This is a genomic window from Winogradskyella epiphytica (assembly GCF_003217215.1).
Lineage (GTDB): Bacteria > Bacteroidota > Bacteroidia > Flavobacteriales > Flavobacteriaceae > Winogradskyella > Winogradskyella epiphytica.
In genome coordinates, this window is record NZ_QJTD01000006.1 from 116,558 (window position 1) to 137,259 (window position 20,702).

Below are 20,702 nucleotides of genomic sequence, written 5' to 3' on the forward strand. Positions count from 1 at the left end.
TTAATATTTTAGTAAAACTACAATAAAGCATTAGAATTTTGTCATTAAGAAAATGGAAAAGATAATAACATTTGAAGACTTTCGCAAGGTCGATTTGCGAATAGGTACTATTATAGAAGTGAGCGATTTTCCAAATGCTCGTAGACCTGCATACAAGCTTACTATAGATTTTGGTGAATTAGGAATAAAAAAGTCTTCTGCCCAAATCACGACGCTTTATAAAAAAAACGATTTGCTAAACAGGCAAGTTGTCGCGGTGGTTAACTTTCCTAAAAAGCAAATCGCTAATTTTATGAGTGAATGTTTAGTTGTCGGCGCTGTAAAAGATAAAGATGTGTTTTTATTACATCCTGAATCGAAAGTTCAAAATGGAACCGTCGTTTCTTAAAACATCTAGCTAGGACTTTCAAACTAAGGCATATCCTATGATATTTTACTTTTTACAGTTCTTTACTAATAACTACATCTCGTCTCTAAAGAATATTGCATTCATCAGTAATTTATTGGTGCCATACCAAAAGGCTCTAAAATTAGTATTATTTGTAAAAGCTATAATATTACCACGACCTAATCTCGAAATTTTCAAAGGTACTGTGCCACTTAAACTGTCTAAATTTCTTTTGGAAATATAACCTGCTAATAAGGGGTCTTTGGTGTACTGAATAGGATTGTTATAACTGTTTTTATCAGGATTTATAAATAAAGTCGAATTTCTAAACATAGGAATTTTATCGTTTTTATACCCAAAGTTGATAGGATGAGAACGGTCTAATTGCGTTTCAAAAATAGAACCTCCAATTACTTGAGCCCCTCTAAAATCGCGTCGTTGTTCGAAGCTTATATTTTTCGCGATAAGTTCGTTTTTCTTAAAATCAATCTTCATCAATTTTTTAGAATTTAACCATTTTAACGCATTTTTATAGGCAATTAAGGTACCACCATTTGAAATCCAAGATTGAATTTTCTTAGTGTGTGCATCATTCATTCCAGAACGCGTATTCACCATTATAATAGTGTTATAGCGACTTAAGTCAGCTCGATTTAAACTTTTTGTGTCTAATTTTGTAGCAATAATATCGTAGCGGGTGTCAAATAAATGCCAGATTTCACCTGCATCGTAAGAGGTAATTCCATCTCCAACTAAAAGTGCCACTTTAGGCAATTCCAAAGCTTTAAAGTTTCTACTTCCTAAATCCATCCCTTCGTTTAAACCTGTCGAAACTGCATCAATAGTGATATGACTTTCCTTAGCTGCTTCGTTTAAAAATGAATAGACTTCTGATGTCGATAAGTCTTGGTTTTTAGCAGGAATTAAGATGGTACCATAATCATAAGATTTGCCATTCGCTTTAAATTGTTTTAAGGCCACTTTAGCTCTTAATCCCTTCTTTAAAATGGCATTAAGAAGTTTAGGCGAATAATATTCATGCCATTCAAATAGGTAAGCATAGTCGTTTTGTGATAACACACCACCTTCTTTTTGCTCTAGATTGATAACTTCACTTCCAGCATTTGCTGTCGTTGTTTCTGTATAATCTAGATTAAACGCCAATGGAAATGACCAGGCCGACACGTCATAGAATAAGCTGTCTTGGAACGAAGTACGCTTTTCGAACATAGCATCTATTAATCGCGTGTTTTTTTGGTTTTTCGGAACTACAAAACTGTATCCTTTTTTAAAGTTCTTTCCGTCTTTTGAAAAATCAGATTTTAACTCATGAAATTTGATTCGGTGACGTTTCAATATTTCAGCTAAATGATAAGTTTTAGCGGCATCTTTTGAATCTCCAAAAACGATAGCATTTTTACCTGCTTTCGAGGCTTCAGCTCTTGCATTTTTAAAGAAGTCATGTTGGTAGTTTAAAATATCTTTACGCATACTGTGAGCTGCATCAAGAGTGGATAAGGCGGCGGTAAATTGATTTCTTATCGTGAATGGGAAGGTTAATAAACCATTCTCACTTTCTTGAACATGACCACGAGAACTCGCTTGTTCAAATAAAATGCCAATACCACCATTGATATCTGGAAATGTGGAGCCTTTACCGTAGTAAAAGTCGTCAAAACTTTCTTCAGAATAATACAAGGATCCTATTTTATCAAAAGCTTTAGCGTGGTATGTTGCGATTTCTGCAGTTAAATCTTGATTTAATTGAGGTGTTAAGGGATGCGTACGAGATGGAATTCCAGGTTGAAAAAAGAAGCTAGTATTCGTTCCCATTTCGTGGTGATCCGTTAAAATGTTTGGCATCCAATTATGAAAGGTTTCAATACGAGCTCTAGATTCAGGTAATTGTACAGGTAGCCAATCCCTATTCATATCAAACCAATAATGATTTGTACGTCCACCTGGCCAAACTTCGCTGTACTCTCTGTCGTTTGGATCTGGGTTTAGATTTATGTTTTTATTAGTATTTGCCCAATAAGCAAAACGTTGTAAACCATCAGGATTCATAGAAGGGTCTAATAAAATCACTGTGTTTTTTAATAAGCTATCTATTTTAGGACCTTCGGCAGCCGCTAAATAATAAGCAAGAACAAGAGCAGCGTTTGTACCACTAGCTTCGTTTCCATGAATGGAAAATCCTTGGTATACTACAATAGGTCTGTTTTTAGAGTTTGCTGAATTATTTTCAGTAGCTTCTAAATGAGCAGACTGTATAGCATCTAAATTCTGATGATTTTCAGGTGAAGTAACTGTTAATAGGAGTAGAGGTCGGGCTTCAAAAGTTTTCCCACGATCTTCAAGGGTTATACGATCCGACGCCGCTGCAATCGCTTTCATGTATTGCACTAGTTTATCATGGGTGACATGCCATTCACCTACCTCGTGACCAATTATGCTTTCTGGTGTAGGAATGTTTGAATTGTAATTCACACCTTCTGGAAGGTAGTAGGATAAGTCAGTTTTAGATTGTGAGAATAGCGATGTAGTAGCTAAAAACACGAGAAGTAATAATCGTTGCATAAGTATAAAATTAGTTAGCTTTTAAAAATAAAAAATCCATTACGTAAGGTAATGGATTTAGTTATAATTTAACAAATGAAAGTTTTATATATCGTCAAAACTGATATCTGTAAAACTATCTAAACTTTTTGTGTCTTCTGTTGTTTTTGCTTCCTGAGCAACAAAATCATCTTCACGCTTAAAGTCTTTTTGATGACGCTCGCTAATGACTTCTTCACCTTTTTCGTTAATGATGTAATCCGTCATTTCAGCTAAAATCTCTTTAAACTCTGTAAAATCTTCTTTGTATAAGTAGATTTTATGTTTTTTGTAATGAAAGGAACCGTCGTCATTGGTGAATTTTTTACTTTCTGTAACCGTTAAATAATAATCACCAGCTTTAGTAGCTCTAACATCAAAGAAATATGTTCTTCTTCCAGCACGTAATACTTTAGAATATATTTCTTCCTTGTCCATCATTTCATAATCACTCATATCTCTATTTGTTTAAAATTTCCATCCAAAAATCTAAAAAAAAAGTAAGGTAAACAACAAATAATTACTTTTCTTTTTCAGAGAGTTGTTTGGTGTATAATTCCTGATAGTACCCCTTACTATTTATAAGGCTTTCGTGGTTTCCAGACTCAATAACTCTACCATCATCTAATACGATAATTTGATCTGCGTTTTTCGCTGAAGATACACGATGGCTCACAATGATGGTCGTTTTATCTTTTGTGAGTTTTACTAAATTATTAAGAATTTTTTCTTCCGTTTCAGTATCTACGGCCGATAAACAATCATCGAATAATAATATATCTGGTTTTTTAATAATCGCGCGAGCAATAGAAACCCGTTGTTTTTGTCCACCAGATAAAGTAATACCACGCTCACCTAAGACAGTGTCATAGCCTTTATTAAAGTTAATAATGTTCTTATGGACCTTAGCATTTTTAGCCGCTGCAATTACTTCCTCGTCTGTAGCGTCCTCTTTTCCAAATTTAATATTGTTTTTAATGGAATCCGAAAATAAGAAGGCTTCCTGAGGGACATAACCTATGCTTTCTCTTAAGCTATAGAGGTTTAATTCTGAAATCTTAGTATTATCAATTAAGAGAGAACCTTTATCTATATCGTATAAGCGACCAATTAAATCCAAAATTGTGGATTTACCAGAGCCCGTTTTTCCGAGGATGGCTAAAGTTTCTCCTGATTTTAATTTGAAACTCACATCCTTTAAAGCTTCAATATTAGTATCCGGATATGTAAAGGATACATTTTTAAATTCGATATCACCTTTTATAGGTGTTAAGTCTAGAGCTGTGTTTTTAATTTCAGGCTCTGTGTCTAAGAATTCATTAATTCGCTCTTGAGAGGCTTCAGCTTCCTGAACAATTGAAGTTACCCAACCTATGGTTGCTACTGGCCAGGTTAGCATGTTTACATAAATAATAAACTCTGCAATGGTTCCTATTTGCTCAATCTCACCACTCATATATTGCATTCCTCCAATATAGACTACAATGAGGTTACTAATTCCGATTAATAGAATCATCATAGGAAAAAAGAAAGCTTGAACTTTAGTCAGATTGATTTGTTTCTGACGGTTTTCAGCTGAAAGTTGTTCAAATTCTACATAAGTTCGCGGTTCAATACCATAAGATTTTATAACTGTAATTCCGCTAAAAGTTTCTTGAGAATAAGTAGAAAGCGTAGATAAGGATTGTTGAACAATTGTACTACGTTTATTAATTAATCGGCTTAAATAATATATCGCAACCGATAGAATAGGTAAAGGCAGTAAGGTGTATAAAGTTAACAGAGGTGCTGCACTTATCATATAGATTAAAGCCACTACAAATAAGGTTATGGTGTTCATGGTGTACATAATCGCTGGTCCAGCGTACATTCTCACTTTTCCCACATCCTCGCTTATACGATTCATTAAGTCACCTGTTCGGTTAGATTTATAAAAGCTTAAGGATAGTATTTGATAATGCTTGTAGATTTCATTTTTAAGATCGTATTCAATATAACGGGAGACATTAATAATGGTTTGACGCATTAAAAATGTAAAAACACCAGCTACAACAGCAGCTCCTATAAGGAATAGAATATTAATCATTAATTCACTCCTGAAAACCTCTTCCGTAATCTTTCCAGAAAGGCGATCAGACACCACGTTTATAGAAGCACCGACTAACCTAGGCGTGAATAATGCAAATATCTTTGCAACAATAGTAATGATAATACCAACTATTAATCGGTATCTGTATTTGTAAAAGTATTTATTGAGATGTTTTAATGCTTTCATTCTAAAATTTGATCGCTCAAAAATATTACGATAATCGTATTTTATAGTTAATATTTTGCTAATCCTCTACTAATGGTTTAAGTTTGTTAGTGGTTTTTTGATAATCTTCAATAACCCTAACACAAAACTATAATACATGAATTCAGAAATAATGAACCCTAAAGAATTACAAAAAATGGACCCCGTGTTTGGTCAATATTCCTTTGATAACCATGAACAGATTGTTTTTTGCAACGACAAAGATACTGGTTTAAAAGCTATAATTGGAATTCACAATACAGTTTTAGGTCCTGCTTTAGGTGGAACGCGAATGTGGAATTATGCCAATGAGTGGGAAGCGCTGAATGATGTATTACGATTATCGCGTGGTATGACCTTTAAAGCTGCGATTACAGAATTAAATCTTGGAGGAGGTAAAGCCGTAATTATAGGTGATGCCAAGACACAAAAAACGCCTGAGTTGATGAAACGTTTTGCGGAATTTGTAGATTCTTTAAGCGGACGATATATTACAGCTGAAGATGTTGGTATGACGACAAAAGACATGGATATTGTAAGAGAAACAACACCTTATGTTACTGGAATTTCTGAAAGTAAAGGTGGGTCAGGCAACCCTTCACCAGTAACCGCTTATGGCGTTTTTATGGGCATGAAGGCTGCCGCTAAATTTCAATTCGGTTCTGATATCTTAGAAAATAAAAAGGTATTTGTTCAAGGTGTTGGAAGTGTAGGTGAGTCCCTAGTAGAGCATTTAATTAATGAAGGGGCTAATGTAACTATTACAGATATTAGTAAAGAACGATTAACAGAAGTGAGTTCTAAATACGAGGTCAATATTTACGAAGGTCAAGATTTATTTAGTGAAGACATGGATATTTATGCACCATGTGCATTAGGCGCAACCGTTAATGATGATACCATAAATAAGATAAAAGCAAAGGTGATTGCTGGCGCCGCTAATAATCAGTTGGCTGAAGAGAATAAACATGGTAAAATTCTGCAAGATAGAGGTATTGTTTATGCACCGGATTTTTTAATCAATGCAGGTGGACTTATAAATGTGTATGCAGAATTAGAAAACTACGACAGACAAGAAACGATGCGTAAAACTGAGAATATTTACAATACAACCCTAGAAATACTGAATAACGCTAAAACTAATAATATTACAGCTAATACGGCTGCGATGAATATGGCTAAAGAACGAATAGAAACTCGAAAGCGAGAAAATTTGAAATAGTGAAAGAATAAATTTTATTTCAGAATTAAATAATAGTATTTTTGCACGGTGAATCTTTAAGAGGTTCACCGTTTTTAATAATCAATAATAAAGTGAGTTCTTACACATGCTAAACAGAAGACACATCAGAATTAAAGTCATGCAATCTATGTATGCTTTTAAAGGAACAGAAAGTGATGATTTACTAAAGGAACAGAGGTTTCTGCTTCAAAGTTTAGACAATATGTATGATTTATACCTATCACTTTTAGCCTTACTTACTGAACTTCATAAAAAGAGTAAGGATCACAACGAGAAGTTGCAAAAGAAATTGGTAAAATCGGCAGCTGATGAAAACCCAAACCTAAAGTTTCAGGATAATCAATTACTTCATCTTATTAGTAGTAATGTGATATTACAAGAAGCAATTTCTAATAAAAAATTAAACTATTGGGATTTAGATTTTGAATATGTAGATCTCCTTTTTAAAGAAATTCTGAATAGTGAGATTTATGAAAAGTATACGGAGGACCCCGATACGTCATTTAAAAAAGACAAAACTTTTGTTTTAGATGTTTTTTCTGAAATCATTGCTCCAAACGACAAGCTTTACGATTATTTTGAAGATAAAAAGTTAACCTGGGTAGATGATATTCCTGTTGTAAATACAGCTATTTTAAAAATATTACGAAAGTTAAAATTAACCTCTCCAGAAACTGATTTATTGCCAGAATTATATAAAGATGAAGACGATAAAGAGTTTGCTATAGAATTGTTTAAAAAGTCTTTTCTGAACAACTCTAAATTTACTGAAGAAATTAACAAAAAAACAACTAATTGGGATTCTGAGCGTTTAGCTAGTCTAGATGGCGTATTGTTGAAAATGGCGATTTGTGAATTTCAAAAATTCCCATCGATTCCTCATAAAGTTACAATGAATGAATACTTAGAAATCGCTAAGGAATATTCTACGCCAAAAAGTAGTTTGTTTATCAATGGTATTTTAGATAAAATCGTTAAAGAATATCAATCTGAAAATTTACATCCTAAAGTAGGGCGTGGGTTAATGTAGAGAATAGGTGAAGTGATAAAAAAAAAATAGTATTTCTGACCTAACAAAATTATGTTAACTGTCGGGTAAAAATTTTAATTCGTTAAAATTATCACTAACTTCGTCAACTTAAATTAAATTTTAACAAAAAAACAAAGTAATGAAAAAAGTAATTTTAGGACTTAGTGCACTGTGCATGATAGCTTTTACATCTTGTAAAGATGATGCAGCGAGTAAAATTAAATCTGAAAATATTGCTGAAGCAGCTGAAAGAGATGCAGCTTCAGGAGATTTTGCTGTGATTTCTTTAGATAAGACTGAGCATGATTTTGGTACTATCCAAGATGGTACACCAGTTGAAACTGTTTTTAAATATACAAACACAGGAAAATCAATGTTAGTGGTAAGTAATATCAAAAGTACTTGTGGATGTACAGTTCCTTCTAACTATTCTAAGGAAGTTCAACCAGGTGAAACAGGTGAGTTTACAGTAAAGTTTAATGGAAAAGGTAATGGTAAGGTTACTAAATCATTAACTATGGTAACTAACACTGAAAAAGGGCAAATTCCAGTTAAGATTTCTGCATTTATTGAGAAAGATCCTAACGCTGCTTCAAGACCAGCTGGGAAAGCTACAATTAATCCATTATCAACTGATGGTGCTGCTCCAAGAAAATATTCTACTCAACCAGGACACGAAGGTCATAACCACGATTAATAATTTTTGAATGGACGCAATAGGATCATTTTTACCGTTTATCGCCATTTTTGCTGTGATGTATTTCTTTATGATTGCACCACAAATGAAACGCTCTAAGCAAGAGAAAAAGTTCGCCAGTGAATTAAAACGTGGCGATCGTGTTATTACAAAAAGTGGAATGCACGGAAAAATCGTAGATTTAAATGATAAAGATAACAGTTGTGTTATTGAAACATTAGCAGGAAAGATTAAGTTTGATCGCTCTGCAATTTCTATGGAAATGAGTAATAAACTAAATGCACCAGCAACTGTAAAGTAAGCTAATCTGCATTTTTAAATATAAAAAAGACTGTTCATTTTTGAACAGTCTTTTTTTTGCTTTAAATAGTTGTCTATTGAAGTATAATGATGACGTATCTTATCAACTATCTTACATTACTTGTATTTCTCATACATACTTTTTCCTTCTAATAGCAACGGTATAATTTTCTGAAGACGTCTTTGTTTCGTATCCTCTCGTTTGGCTTCTGAAATATATGCTGCGTATTCACGTTGATGAGATGGTGCGAGAGATTTAAATTTTAATTGAAGTTCTGCGTTTTTAGAAAACTCCTTTTTTAGCTCCTCAGGAACCACTATTGGTTTCGTATTTCGTTTTGGCTTTATTTCTTTTCCTAAACGTTGATTCTTAATGGCTTCTTTGATGTATTCTAGAACATATTCCTCATTGATCTCATCTGTAGAAGTAAAGCGCATTTGTCTTAATGCTTTGGTTTTACCTTCTTGAGCATTAACTAATAGTTGCTTTTCGTCTTTCAAAAAGACGCCATTAAAAAACCAAATACAGAAATGATGTTTAAATGCTGCGAGACCTAAAACGTTCTTACCATCTAAGCAGTAGGTAGGTGCTCCCCATTTTATGGTTTCTTCAAGTTCTGTGCTGCGTACCAAATCTCGCAACCGTTGAATGGCTTCTGACCAATGTGTGTGTTTTTCTAAATAGTCTTCTACGTTCTGAATTTTTGCTATGATTTTAGTTTTGTAGGTTGAATATACGATTTCCTGTATTATTTATTTTAACGGACTATTTAAAATTTAGAAGAAGATTTATTATAAAAAAAAGTTAGCAGTACACTTAGAAATCTAAGCATGTACTGCTAACTTAACACAAAAACAAAAACGAAAAACTATTTTCTCAAAGCCGTTAATTCGGCAATTTTGCAAATTACCTCTACGGCTTTCTGCATACTTTCTACAGGTACGTATTCGTAACGTCCGTGGAAGTTGTGTCCGCCTGCAAATATATTAGGGCAAGGTAAACCCATATAAGAAAGTTGAGAGCCATCGGTTCCACCTCTTATCGCTTTTATTAAAGGTTCGATGCCTACTTGTTTCATAGCTTCCTCTGCAATATCAACAATATGCATTACAGGTTCTACTTTTTCTTTCATGTTGTAGTATTGGTCACTGATTTCAATTTTAAATACCTCACTTTCATACTTAGAATTTAAATCAGAAACAATTTTTTCCATTAAAGCTTTTCTTGCTTCAAACTTATCTCTGTCATGATCTCTAATAATATACTCCAATGTGGTTTTTTCTACATCACCTTCAATATTGTGTAAATGGAAGAAGCCCTCATAGCCTTCAGTATGCTCAGGAGTTTCTAAACGTGGTAAAACATTGATAAATTCAGACGCATAATACATTGAATTAATCATCTTACCTTTAGCATAACCAGGATGAACAATTTTTCCCTTTACTGTAATTTTGGCTCCGGCGGCATTAAAGTTTTCGAACTCTAATTCACCAACTTGACTTCCATCCATGGTATAAGCCCAATCCGCGCCGAACTTCTCAACATCGAATTTATGTGCGCCTCTACCAATTTCCTCATCTGGAGTAAAACCGACTTTAATAGTACCATGTTTAATTTCAGGATGATTGATAAGATATTCCATCGCCGTTACGATTTCTGTAATACCCGCTTTATCATCGGCTCCTAATAAGGTAGTTCCATCTGTTGTGATTAAAGTCTGACCTTTATACATCAGTAAATCTTCAAAATAATCTGGAGATAGAACGATATTTTGTTCGGCATTTAAAACAATGTCTTTACCGTTATAATTTTTTACGATTTGTGGCTTCACATTCGCTCCAGTAAAATCAGGAGAGGTATCAAAATGTGAAATAAAGCCTATGACTGGTACGTCGTGATCTACATTACTTGGTAGAGTTGCCATGATATAGGCATTCTCGTCAATAGTAACATCACTCAGACCTATTGCTTTTAATTCTTCAACTAGTTTATTAGCCAAGTCCCATTGTTTTTCTGTACTTGGTGTGGTATTAGAGTTTGGATCAGATTCAGTGTCTATGGTCACATAACTGATAAAACGATCTATGATTTGTTGCATGGAAATTATTTTGTTCTAAAATTTATTTTCTAAATGTAATTACTGGAAGTTTAGTGTGGTTTACAACATCTTCTGAGATACTACCACCAAAGAAATGACTTAGCCCAGTTCTACCGTGAGTGATCATTGCTACAGCATCTGCATTTTGTCTATGCGCAAAATTTAAAACACCATCCTCAACATTATGATCTGCAATTCGAGCAATTTTAACATCCTTTTCGCTCAAATTAGCAAGTTCTAAAAAGTTCGCGACTAATTCATCGATTTCGTCTGTACTTGAGAATCCTAAGTTAGGTAGGTTAATATGAAGCAATGTCACGTTTTCACTTAAATCGTTTAATACTTCTAAAGCGCTTTTTACTCCTTCAACACTGTCTTCAGCAAAATCTGTTGCTAAAACAATATTATTAAAGTTAACGGCATCAATTCTAGATTTTACAACTAATACAGGTGTTTCGCTATAGCGTACTACTTTTTCGGTGTTAGACCCTGTGAAAATCCCATCGTGATCACTATGGCCTCTAGAACCCATAACAATTAAGTCGGCATTAATATCTTTTGCTACTCCCGCAACTTCCTTTAATACTTTATGATATTTTATATGTTGTGTAACCTCGATACCTTCTAAATAAGGTTTATCTAAAAAAGTTTCAAACTTCTTATTGGCTACCATTAACATAAACGCGTTTTCTTCATTTCGTTCACTACTTGAAGCCGAAAAGATAGATTCAGAAAGTTCTAACATATGCATTACAATCAGCTCTGCTTGGTGTTTTTTTGCCAATGCAGCTGCAGTTTCTAGGGCATATTCTGAATGTTTCGAAAAATCTACAGGAACTATAATTTTCTTCATAATAAGTTGGTTTTTTTAAGTGATTTCAAATTTAAACAATTCCAAACGTATAAAGAATGATAAATGACAGTTTATGATAAAATTAATAGCATTAACAAGGTATTTTTAGTCAAATAGATTCTTATTTTTGCAAAGTAAAAGAGCTCATATGTACAAAGCGATAATCCGTCCCATCTTATTTTGTTTTGACCCAGAAAAGGTTCATCATTTTACATTTTCATTAATTCAGATCATATCTAAAATTCCAGGAATGAAAGGTTTGTTTAAATCCATGTATGTGGTAGAGGACAAACGGTTAGAACGCAATTTATTCGGGCTTACATTCAAAAATCCCATTGGATTAGCTGCAGGTTTTGATAAGAATGCGGTACTTTATAATGAATTGGCAAATTTTGGCTTCGGGTTTATAGAAATAGGAACGGTAACTCCAAAAGCTCAAGAAGGTAATCCTAAGAAACGATTATTCCGACTTAAGGACGATAAAGGGATTATTAATCGAATGGGTTTTAATAACGAAGGTTTAGAAGCCGCTATTTCTCAATTGAAGAAAAATAAAGGTCAATTAATCATCGGTGGGAATATTGGTAAAAACACCCAAACTCGTCCTGAAGATTATACCAAAGACTATTTAGAATGTTTTAATGGTTTACATCCTTATGTGGATTATTTTGTACTTAATGTGAGTTGCCCTAATGTAGGCAGTCATGCCAAGTTAAATGATAAAGCTTATTTGCTTGAATTAATCGCTGTCGTACAAAAAGCAAATTCAACGTTTAGTTTACAAAAGCCCATTCTCCTTAAAATTGCTCCAGACCTTAATGATATACAATTAGATGAAATTGTAGAGTTAATTGCCGAAACGAATCTCGATGGTGTAATTGCAAGTAATACCTCTACTGATAGATCCGGATTACTAACAAGTGACGACCGATTATCAGAGATAGGTAATGGTGGGTTAAGTGGACAACCAATTAAAGATAAATCGACACGAGTTATAAAATATTTAGCAGATAAGAGCAATAAGGCATTTCCTATCATTGGGGTAGGAGGCGTGCATTCAGCTGAAGATGCCTTAGAAAAAATTGAAGCAGGAGCTGATTTGATTCAGGTGTATACCGGTTTTATTTATGAAGGACCTTCTTTAATAAAACGAATTAATAAGGCCTTGTTGAAGAGGAATTTATAAGAAAGAATTTAAAATGTTTTGTGATGAATTACATTATTCAATTTCATTATTAGACAAATTAGTGTCACAATAAGATCAGTGTCTCATTTAAATTCGTGTCATAAAAATTTAACCTAGTTTAACCTCATATAAAATGTCTTTAAAAAATTCGAAGTCTCATTTTGAAAACTCAATAGTTCTCAAAAGTGCTCGAACTAACCAAACGTATTAATTCAAATAAGTTTTCTCACTTTGAACATAGATATCCTTTTATCATTTGCACTAGCAACATCAGCATTAGCAATTTCGCCAGGGCCTGATAATATCTATGTATTAGTGCAAAGTATTGCTAATGGTAAATCATACGGAATAGCAACGGTTTGTGGGTTGATTACAGGTTGTATTATTCATACCTCATTATTAGCTTTTGGTGTTTCTGCAATTATCGCTTCCAATGAAAAGTTGTTTTTCGGCATTAAACTTTTAGGTGCGATTTACCTTATATATCTGGCGTATTTAGTCTTTAAATCGGATGCAAGTCTAAGCTTTGACTCCGATAACGTTCCTAAGAAAAGTCTAAAACAATTATTCATACAAGGTTTCTTTATGAATGTGCTTAATCCAAAAGTGATTATTTTCTTCTTGGCCTTTTTTCCAGGGTTTTTGTTTAGTGATTCGATGAGTACTGTGATTCAGTTTTATATTTTGGGCGGAATTTTTATGTTGGTCTCATTTATCATTTTCGTTTCAATCGCCTTGTTAGCTGGAAATATTAAAACTTATACGATGACACATAAGAACTCTGGTTTAGTATTAAAGTGGCTTCAAATTGTAGTTTTTGTTGGAATTGCTGTTTTCATATTATTATAATGTTTTTAAATCCTTATTCTAAACCGTATATTTGACGCGATGAATAAACAGGTTAAAATTATAGAGTGTCCTCGTGATGCTATGCAAGGCATCAAGGATTTTATTCCTACTGAAAAGAAAGTTCAGTACATTCAGTCTTTATTACGAGTTGGTTTTGATACCATTGACTTTGGAAGTTTTGTATCGCCAAAAGCCATTCCTCAAATGGTAGATACTGCCGAAGTTTTGGCGCAACTTGATTTGAGTAAAACCGAAAGTAAGTTACTCGCCATCATAGCCAATACAAGAGGTGCTGTAGATGCCTGTAAACATCCTGAAATTGACTATTTAGGATTTCCTTTCTCAATTTCTGAGAACTTCCAAATGCGAAATACGCATAAAACTATCGCCGAGTCTGTAGTAACACTTTCAGAAATCTTGGAGATCGCAGATAAACACCAAAAGAAAGTGGTGGTTTATATTTCGATGGGATTTGGTAATCCTTATGGAGATCCTTGGAATGTGGATATTGTAGGGGAGTGGACCGAACGCTTAGCTAAAATGGGTGTTGGAATACTGTCTCTTAGTGATACCATAGGAAGTTCTGATCCAGAGAATATTGATTATTTATTTTCAAATTTAATTCCTGCTTATCCAAATATAGAATTCGGTGCACATCTACATACCACTCCAACCTCTTGGTTCGAAAAAGTAGATGCAGCCTATAAGGCGGGTTGTTTACGTTTTGATGGAGCCATTCAAGGATTTGGAGGTTGCCCAATGGCAAAAGATGATCTAACGGGGAATATGCCAACAGAAAAAATGTTTTCTTATTTCACGCAGAAAAAAGCACACAACCTAAACGCGATGTGTTTTGAAAGTTCTTATAACGAAGCGACTAAGATTTTCTCGAAGTATCATTAATTACGTTTTTCACTTTTTATCCTTCTAACTTAAACTATTTATTATTAGGTGTTTAATGAATATAGGCTTCAGCTGATTCATTTAATTGAAAAAATATCGCAAGATAAGGGGTTGTTTATCAGCGTTTTGCAACTTTATTTAAAATTAATCTAAATAAAGTTTGTGTAAAAACGCATCTGTTTTAAATTTGCGGCTTCAAATAAACTATTATTTATAGCAAGTCTTAATAAGAATAAAAATGCATAAAATCAATTTAGTTTTAGCCATGTTTGTCGCAAGTTTTACATTTGCTCAAACCGTATCAGATTCCATAGTAACAAATCCAAAAAGTCAGCAAAATGGAGCTGAGCGTATATTATCTGGAAATATTAGTTCAGGTGTTACCGTTGGAGGTTATGGGGAAATTACTTATAACCAACCAGAAGGTGATAACGGTGAATTAGATGTTCAACGTTTGGTTTTACTTTTTGGATATAAATTTAACGATCGTGTTCAATTTGTCACCGAAGTAGAATTCGAGCATGTTGAAGAAGTGTATGTAGAACAAGCGTTTTTACAATATAGCTTATCGGATAATGTGAACCTTAGAGGTGGTTTAATGTTGGTACCAATGGGAATAATTAACGAATACCATGAGCCAACAACTTTTAACGGCGTTGAACGTCCAAGCGTCGACAAGAGTATTGTTCCAACAACTTGGAGAGAAATTGGTTTTGGTGTTGCTGGTCGTTTAGACAATGCGTCAATGCGTTACCAAGCGTATATTTTTAATGGTTTTCAGTCTGTAAACGGATCAAAAGTTTTAGGAGGTGCTAATGGTTTAAGAAACGGAAGACAAAAAGGAATCAAATCTACTATTGATTCTCCAACTTTTTCTGCAAAATTAGATTACTACGGTTTACCAGGTTTACGTTTAGGTTTATCAGGATATTTTGGTCGTACTCAAGCAGAAGATGATGTTGAAGATATTGATGGAACAAGTGTAGGGGTTTCAATGATAGGCTTAGATGCTCGTTATGCGTATAAGCGTTTTACAGCAAGAGGTCAATTTATTCACGCGAGCATTACAGATTCAGAAGATTATAATGCTTTAAATAATGCCGATTTAGGAAGTGCTTTGCAAGGATGGTATGTAGAAGGTGCTTTTAATTTATTACCACAAACCAAGCAACAACAGTTATTTGCTTTTGCACGTTATTCAGATTATGATACTCATGCGTCAGTAGCTGGTGGATTAATAAAAAATGAGGCTTACGATAGAGACGAATGGACTTTTGGTTTAAGTTATAAAATAGCTCCAGGAGCTGTGGTAAAGGCAGATTATCAACTATTTGGAGACGGTACAGATAGCGATTCACCAAACCAATTAAATATAGGATTAGGAGTTTGGTTCTAAAATTGCAGGAACAGAACTAATAATTCAATAATTTTGCAGTATGAAATTTAATAGCCTAATCATTTTTATTTTATCTATTCTTTCTTTTGGTCTGCCTAAAAACATTCAAAAGAAAGTTGATTCAGAAATTAAGAAAACATATTCAGTCGATGAATTTTCGTTTACGGATATGAAAGTTTCTACAGAATTAGATAAGGCAACTCCTTCGGATTTCGGTCCTGACCATTTTTTTAAAATAAAAAAAGGGAGTCAACTTTTAGGTTATGCATATGTAGCCAAAGCGCTAAGTAAAACAGATGAGTTTGATTATTTAGTTTTATTCGATTCTAATCTACTTGTGGTGAATACGAAAGTCTTAATTTACCGTGAGGATTATGGCGGTGAAATTGGATCTAAACGTTGGTTGAAACAATTTCTTGGCAAATCAAAAAATGACGCCTTCCGTTATGGCGATAATATCGATGCTATTTCAGGAGCAACCATTTCAGTACGGTCAATGACAAATGCTATGGACGACTTAATGAAATCATTAAAAATTTTAAACACTAAAGGAATTATATAATGAAAGTCAATGGCCTCATAGAAACATTCCCAAAAGAACTAAAGCTGCTTATTGCAGCTTTTGTTGTTGTTTTAAGTGTCGGGTTTTATACCGGACTTTTATTTGTGAATGAAACAGCTTCAACAGATCCTGATGGAATTGAACAACAATATCTAGGAAATGAACACGATGAGGAAGCCGAAGTTATGAAGTTTAAGAAAACGGAACAAGCTATGCTTACTTTGGTTCATGGCCATATCTTATCTATGTCAATTATATTCTTTTTAGTGGGATTAATACTCGTTACGACTAGACTGAATTATAAGTTCAAAATGTTTTTGCTTATTGAACCTTTTATATCTGTAGTTCTAACTTTCGGCGGTTTATACCTATTATGGTCAGGAATGTTATGGGTAAAATACATAGTGATGATTTCTGGTTTTTTCATGACCTTATGTTACACACTAGCCGTAATTATTATTTTGAAGCAACTAGTAAGTTCATCAATAAAAACTAAATCCGCCATTTAGTAGTGAAGCTATAGATTTAGTTGAAAATAGGTCAGCAAAAAAATATCCTTTTTTAACTATAATTAGCTTTTCAATATCAATAAGTTTTTAAATTTTAATTGTACTTTTGCGTGCAATTATATCCTAATTGCCATGAAAGCACACGAAAATAAAATTGTTGGAGAAGGTCTTACTTACGATGACGTACTCTTAGTTCCCGCATTTTCTGAAGTTCTTCCTCGAGAAGTTAATATCCAATCCAAGTTTACACGAAATATTACGATAAACATTCCTGTGGTTTCTGCAGCTATGGACACCGTAACCGAAAGTAAAATGGCAATTGCCATGGCACAAGAAGGTGGTATTGGTGTACTTCACAAAAACATGACGATCGAGCAACAAGCAGAGAAAGTACGTCGCGTTAAACGTGCGGAGAGCGGCATGATTATCGACCCTGTAACTTTACCACTAACGGCTACTGTATTTGATGCCAAACACAATATGGCAGAGCATAGTATTGGAGGTATTCCTATTATAGATGAAACCGGAACTTTAAAAGGAATTGTTACTAACAGAGATTTACGTTTTGAGCACGAAAACAAAAAGCCAATTGTTGACGTGATGACCAAAGAGAACTTAGTGACAGCTCCAGTAGGAACGTCATTAAATGAAGCTGAAAAAATCCTTCAACAAAATAAGATTGAAAAATTATTAATTGTTGATGATCATTATAAACTTAAAGGTTTAATCACCTTTAGAGATATCACCAAATTAACACAAAAGCCTAATGCTAATAAAGATACTTACGGTCGACTTCGTGTCGCTGCAGCTATTGGTGTTACAGGAGATGCTGTTGATAGAGCGACTGCTTTAGTCAATGCAGGTGTTGATGCAATTATTATAGATACTGCTCATGGCCATACTAAAGGTGTGGTTATGGTTTTAAAAGATATTAAAAAGAAATTTCCAGAATTAGATGTGATTGTTGGAAATATAGCCACGGCGGAAGCGGCAAAATATTTAGTTGAAGCTGGAGCTGATGCTGTAAAAGTTGGAATTGGCCCTGGTTCTATTTGTACAACTCGTGTTGTTGCAGGTGTAGGATTTCCTCAATTCTCGGCAGTATTAGAAGTGGCGGAAGCTATTAAAGGGTCTGGAGTACCTGTAATTGCAGATGGTGGAATTCGTTATACTGGCGATATTCCTAAAGCCATCGCAGCTGGTGCAGATACTGTGATGTTAGGTTCACTTTTAGCTGGTACTAAAGAAAGTCCTGGTGATACTATTATCTACGAAGGAAGAAAATACAAGTCCTACAGAGGAATGGGTTCTGTTGAAGCCATGAAACAAGGAAGTAAAGATCGTTATTTCCAAGATGTGGAAGATGATATTAAGAAATTAGTACCAGAAGGTATCGTTGGAAGAGTAGCTTATAAAGGTGAATTGGTAGAAAGTATTCATCAGTTTATCGGTGGACTTAGAGCTGGAATGGGTTACTGTGGAGCAAAAGATATCGAAACCTTAAAAGAAACTGGCCGTTTTGTTAAAATTACAGCAAGTGGTATTAATGAAAGTCATCCACATGATGTGACTATTACAAATGAGTCACCGAATTATTCTAGATAATTACTCATAATTTAAAGGTTTAGTTTTATTCAGCTTTTGAAAAAACTATACGAAGTCATCTAAGGTAACATTCAATGTTATTTTAGGTGACTTTTTTAATTCCTATCATTTTTTATAAATTCAAGTTCAGGTAGATTTATAATTAGTTTCAAATTTAATGAAGATAAATTCCAATATTCATTGAAGACAGTTATGAAATATCCTTAGACCATAAACTTATGTAAGATATAGTCTATATTTACCTTTGGAAATGTTTAAAATGAAAACGAAATACGATTATATCATATTGGGAGCAGGAGCTTCGGGATTGATGTTGGCCTATAGAATGTCGAACGATTCATATTTCGATGATAAGTCGATATTAATTATTGATAAGGAAAAGGACAAGGGTAACGACAGAACTTGGTGTTATTGGGAGGAAGGCAATGGCGAGTGGGATGATTTGAGCGCGAGATCTTGGACCAAGGTCTTTTTTGGAAGTCATAGTTTTTCTAAAACAATCCCTATAGAACCTTATAGTTACAAATTAATTAAGAGTGAACAATTTTATAAAACCTTATGGAAAAGGATAGAGTCTAAACCGAATTTTACATTTGTTCAGGATAGTGTAGATAGCTTCACGGAACTAAAGAATGTTGTCCATGTCATTACGGGAAAGGCAAATTATTTTGGGTTGAAACTATTTAATAGTTCTCTTAATCCTGTGGTTTATAATTTACAAGATAAATATCCTTTAATTCACCAACACTTTGTGGGATGGTATGTAAGAACTAAAGAGGATTCGTTTGATAGTTCTACAGCCACATTTATGGATTTTACAGTGTCGCAAAAGGGAAATACTAGATTTATGTATGTATTGCCAATGGATAAAAAAACGGCATTGTTTGAATATACTTTATTTTCAAAAAACCTTTTAGATAATTCAGAATACGAAAGGGAAATAGTTAGATATCTCAGGGATAAAAACATTATGGATTATGAGATAGTTGAAAAAGAAATGGGAAATATTCCAATGACGTCCTTTAAATTTTCAAATCTTAACTCGGAGCATATTTTAAACATTGGAACAGCAGGTGGTTGGACTAAAGCCAGTACAGGTTATACTTTTAAAAACACAAGTGAAAAGACAAAACAACTTATCGAATTTTTAAAGCAAGAATCGGATTTAACTAAATTTCATAAGAAATCTAAATTTAGTTTTTACGATTTAATCTTTTTAGATGTTCTAGCCAATCATAATGCAGAAGGAGCAGGTATATTCTCTTCTATGTTTAAGAAGGCAGATATTAGAACAATCTTTAAATTTTTGGATGAAGATTCCTCATTGTTGGAGGATTTGAAAATTGTTAGAGCAGTACCACCAAAACGCTTTTTACAAGCATTTTTAAAGAGATTATTCAAATAATATTACAATTCTTGATAAACCTGACCCCTATGAGGTTTCAAACTATTTCTAACAGGTTTCATATCAGCTTCGTTAACCACTAAATATGCTATGCTATGCATATCACTTATGGTTTCAACGCCTGTAATTGTTATGTCTAATTTGTTAATGGTAATATATTCTTTTAAATGTATTAGGTGATGTTCAGCTGTTTTTTGTCCCGCAGGACCTCTAAAATCCCATATTAACTTTAACTGTCTCATGCTTTTAATAAGATTGTTTAGGTTTGAAGACTGAAATACCTTTTTCCATATAATATTTAAAATTTTCCATATTAATTTTAGTCTCTTTCTTGAATGTACTTGGCATTAAAGAAATCATGGCATTCATCTTAAAATTAGTAGGTTGTAATTCATTATTAGAAATCCATTTTGTAAAACCTTCCTCAGTGGAAATAAAGTGGTTCTCTTGGATAATACGTAACCCTTTTAAAGTATAATTAGCGTGAAACTCATTCGGTAAATTATGTTTAGTTATCATTTCTATGATGCCTGTTTTATAATTTCCAAAATCGTAATTAAGTTTCATTTTAGCGCCAAAACTACCAGGAGTGCCAGAAATATGTTCGGTACTAAGTAAACCTTTTACCCAATGTTTCTTTTTTTCTGGAGAATCATAAACCTTCATGACCTCTTCGATTGGTTTTTCGATGAGGACTTTTATTGTGTACTGCACGTTAAATAATTTTCAAGTAAAGTTATATAAAGATTAAACTATAGTACTATCTATTCGACGTTCTTACTTATT

General features: G+C 33.6%; 21 protein-coding genes. 13 read left to right on the forward strand and 8 right to left on the reverse strand.

Annotated features, from left to right (window positions below):
* The first annotated feature begins 52 nt into the window (after positions 1 to 52).
* A complete protein-coding gene (locus DFQ11_RS12255; RefSeq protein ID WP_110476172.1) occupies positions 53 to 388 on the forward strand; it encodes a tRNA-binding protein in 336 nt (111 codons plus the stop codon).
* A gap of 72 nt (positions 389 to 460) precedes the next feature.
* Here DFQ11_RS12255 and DFQ11_RS12260 read toward each other — a convergent pair whose 3' ends face one another.
* The 3 genes from DFQ11_RS12260 to DFQ11_RS12270 all read right to left on the reverse strand — a co-directional run bounded on the left by DFQ11_RS12260 (position 461) and on the right by DFQ11_RS12270 (position 5,261).
* Positions 461 to 2,968, reverse strand: a complete 2,508-nt coding sequence (locus DFQ11_RS12260; protein ID WP_110476173.1) for a M14 metallopeptidase family protein — start codon at positions 2,966 to 2,968, stop codon at positions 461 to 463.
* Between the two features lie 84 nt (positions 2,969 to 3,052).
* On the reverse strand, positions 3,053 to 3,442 hold the full coding sequence (locus DFQ11_RS12265; protein ID WP_110476174.1) for a PUR family DNA/RNA-binding protein: 390 nt from the start codon (positions 3,440 to 3,442) through the stop codon (positions 3,053 to 3,055).
* 64 nt (positions 3,443 to 3,506) lie between these two features.
* On the reverse strand, positions 3,507 to 5,261 hold the full coding sequence (locus DFQ11_RS12270) for an ABC transporter ATP-binding protein (protein WP_110476175.1): 1,755 nt from the start codon (positions 5,259 to 5,261) through the stop codon (positions 3,507 to 3,509).
* A 136-nt stretch (positions 5,262 to 5,397) separates the two neighbouring features.
* Here DFQ11_RS12270 and DFQ11_RS12275 point away from each other — a divergent pair, with 136 nt between their 5' ends.
* From DFQ11_RS12275 to yajC, 4 genes are all read left to right on the forward strand, one after another.
* Positions 5,398 to 6,501 (forward strand): Glu/Leu/Phe/Val family dehydrogenase, encoded by a 1,104-nt coding sequence (locus DFQ11_RS12275; RefSeq protein ID WP_110476176.1) that lies wholly within the window; start codon positions 5,398 to 5,400, stop codon positions 6,499 to 6,501.
* Positions 6,502 to 6,607: 106 nt separating this feature from the next.
* On the forward strand, positions 6,608 to 7,552 hold the full coding sequence (gene nusB / locus DFQ11_RS12280; protein ID WP_229791292.1) for a transcription antitermination factor NusB: 945 nt from the start codon (positions 6,608 to 6,610) through the stop codon (positions 7,550 to 7,552).
* A gap of 139 nt (positions 7,553 to 7,691) precedes the next feature.
* Entirely contained in the window at positions 7,692 to 8,249 is a 558-nt protein-coding gene (locus DFQ11_RS12285) for a DUF1573 domain-containing protein (protein ID WP_110476177.1), read from the forward strand.
* A gap of 10 nt (positions 8,250 to 8,259) precedes the next feature.
* Complete coding sequence (yajC, locus tag DFQ11_RS12290; RefSeq protein WP_110476178.1) at positions 8,260 to 8,550, forward strand: preprotein translocase subunit YajC; 291 nt, start codon at positions 8,260 to 8,262, stop codon at positions 8,548 to 8,550.
* A gap of 116 nt (positions 8,551 to 8,666) precedes the next feature.
* Here the strand turns inward: yajC and DFQ11_RS12295 are convergent, their stop codons facing one another.
* The 3 genes from DFQ11_RS12295 to DFQ11_RS12305 all read right to left on the reverse strand — a co-directional run bounded on the left by DFQ11_RS12295 (position 8,667) and on the right by DFQ11_RS12305 (position 11,501).
* Complete coding sequence (locus DFQ11_RS12295) at positions 8,667 to 9,302, reverse strand: YdeI/OmpD-associated family protein (protein WP_308425355.1); 636 nt, start codon at positions 9,300 to 9,302, stop codon at positions 8,667 to 8,669.
* A 116-nt stretch (positions 9,303 to 9,418) separates the two neighbouring features.
* Positions 9,419 to 10,648, reverse strand: a complete 1,230-nt coding sequence (gene pepT, locus DFQ11_RS12300) for a peptidase T (protein ID WP_110476180.1) — start codon at positions 10,646 to 10,648, stop codon at positions 9,419 to 9,421.
* 22 nt (positions 10,649 to 10,670) lie between these two features.
* Positions 10,671 to 11,501 (reverse strand): universal stress protein, encoded by an 831-nt coding sequence (locus DFQ11_RS12305; protein ID WP_110476181.1) that lies wholly within the window; start codon positions 11,499 to 11,501, stop codon positions 10,671 to 10,673.
* Between the two features lie 148 nt (positions 11,502 to 11,649).
* On the opposite strand from DFQ11_RS12305, the gene DFQ11_RS12310 reads away from it, so the two are divergent.
* The 8 genes from DFQ11_RS12310 (at position 11,650) to DFQ11_RS12345 (ending at position 19,916) form a co-directional block, all read left to right on the forward strand.
* Positions 11,650 to 12,687: a quinone-dependent dihydroorotate dehydrogenase gene (locus tag DFQ11_RS12310; protein ID WP_110476182.1), complete on the forward strand. Its 1,038-nt coding sequence runs from the start codon at positions 11,650 to 11,652 to the stop codon at positions 12,685 to 12,687.
* A 231-nt stretch (positions 12,688 to 12,918) separates the two neighbouring features.
* Positions 12,919 to 13,536 carry a LysE family translocator gene (locus DFQ11_RS12315; RefSeq protein WP_110476183.1) on the forward strand — a complete coding sequence of 206 codons (618 nt, stop codon included), beginning with the start codon at positions 12,919 to 12,921 and terminating at the stop codon, positions 13,534 to 13,536.
* 39 nt (positions 13,537 to 13,575) lie between these two features.
* Positions 13,576 to 14,439 (forward strand): hydroxymethylglutaryl-CoA lyase, encoded by an 864-nt coding sequence (locus DFQ11_RS12320; RefSeq protein WP_110476184.1) that lies wholly within the window; start codon positions 13,576 to 13,578, stop codon positions 14,437 to 14,439.
* 238 nt (positions 14,440 to 14,677) lie between these two features.
* On the forward strand, positions 14,678 to 15,835 hold the full coding sequence (locus DFQ11_RS12325; protein ID WP_110476185.1) for a porin: 1,158 nt from the start codon (positions 14,678 to 14,680) through the stop codon (positions 15,833 to 15,835).
* A 40-nt stretch (positions 15,836 to 15,875) separates the two neighbouring features.
* Entirely contained in the window at positions 15,876 to 16,397 is a 522-nt protein-coding gene (locus tag DFQ11_RS12330; protein ID WP_110476186.1) for an FMN-binding protein, read from the forward strand.
* Entirely contained in the window at positions 16,397 to 16,906 is a 510-nt protein-coding gene (locus DFQ11_RS12335; protein WP_110476187.1) for a hypothetical protein, read from the forward strand. The genes DFQ11_RS12330 and DFQ11_RS12335 overlap by 1 nt, the downstream gene beginning before the upstream one ends.
* 132 nt (positions 16,907 to 17,038) lie before the next feature.
* Positions 17,039 to 18,511: an IMP dehydrogenase gene (gene guaB / locus DFQ11_RS12340; RefSeq protein WP_110476188.1), complete on the forward strand. Its 1,473-nt coding sequence runs from the start codon at positions 17,039 to 17,041 to the stop codon at positions 18,509 to 18,511.
* A gap of 259 nt (positions 18,512 to 18,770) precedes the next feature.
* Positions 18,771 to 19,916, forward strand: a complete 1,146-nt coding sequence (locus DFQ11_RS12345; protein WP_229791293.1) for a lycopene cyclase family protein — start codon at positions 18,771 to 18,773, stop codon at positions 19,914 to 19,916.
* A 2-nt stretch (positions 19,917 to 19,918) separates the two neighbouring features.
* Here the strand turns inward: DFQ11_RS12345 and DFQ11_RS12350 are convergent, their stop codons facing one another.
* Both DFQ11_RS12350 and DFQ11_RS12355 read right to left on the reverse strand, forming a co-directional pair.
* On the reverse strand, positions 19,919 to 20,158 hold the full coding sequence (locus DFQ11_RS12350; RefSeq protein WP_110476190.1) for a hypothetical protein: 240 nt from the start codon (positions 20,156 to 20,158) through the stop codon (positions 19,919 to 19,921).
* A gap of 4 nt (positions 20,159 to 20,162) precedes the next feature.
* Positions 20,163 to 20,630 (reverse strand): SRPBCC family protein, encoded by a 468-nt coding sequence (locus DFQ11_RS12355; RefSeq protein ID WP_110476191.1) that lies wholly within the window; start codon positions 20,628 to 20,630, stop codon positions 20,163 to 20,165.
* Positions 20,631 to 20,702: the final 72 nt, after the last annotated feature.